This window comes from Pseudomonas sp. EL_65y_Pfl1_R83 (assembly GCF_963970695.1).
Classification (GTDB): domain Bacteria; phylum Pseudomonadota; class Gammaproteobacteria; order Pseudomonadales; family Pseudomonadaceae; genus Aquipseudomonas; species Aquipseudomonas tritici.
The window spans coordinates 1-548 of the sequence record NZ_CAXAQI010000202.1 but is presented as its reverse complement, the minus strand read 5'-3'; the positions used below and the strand labels follow the sequence as shown (position 1 = coordinate 548).

The following is a 548-nucleotide window of genomic DNA, read 5'->3' as shown; positions in this document are numbered from 1 at the left end:
ATTTCGGCGCGAGCGCGAAATCGTCACCGCCAGGCCCGGAATTGCCGCCATTGAGGACCGAGCCCAGATGATAGCGACGCACGTCGTCAGGCGTGACGCTGGCAATGTCGGCCTGGATCACCTGACCGACCTTTTCCTCTACCGTCATATGCTTAAGCAGGGCCGCGATTCGCGCTTCGTCATCGAGCTTTGCCGCCACCGGCCACACGGCTTCGGGCCAGAGGGCGGGGTGCACGACGGGGGTCGCCACCTGCGCAGCGGCGGGCAGCGCACCTGCACCGGCGACAACGGAAAATGCAGCGCAAACCGCAAGCTTCGGGATCATGCCCCCTCCTCCAGAAAACCGGTCATCACCTGAACGGCGGATCCGTGGCGCGTTGTTGACAACGTTGACAACGCGCTGTCAAGGCCCGGCCGTGATCGCACGCTCTTCGACAGGCGGGAAAAAGGTAACCACCAGAACCGTGAGAAAGGCGACTGCCGCAAGGATCATGAGGATCGACCCATGCGGCGCAAACAGCGCGATCGCGATCAATTGCGGCGCGAGC

1 protein-coding gene is annotated in these 548 nt (G+C 63.5%); it reads right to left on the bottom strand.

The window, feature by feature from the left end; all coding sequences use genetic code 11:
- Positions 1 to 325, bottom strand: a 325-nt coding sequence (locus tag AACY08_RS28410) for a hypothetical protein (RefSeq protein WP_339472425.1), incomplete at its 3' end; no start/stop codon positions are given.
- Between the last annotated feature and the right edge of the window lie 223 nt (positions 326 to 548).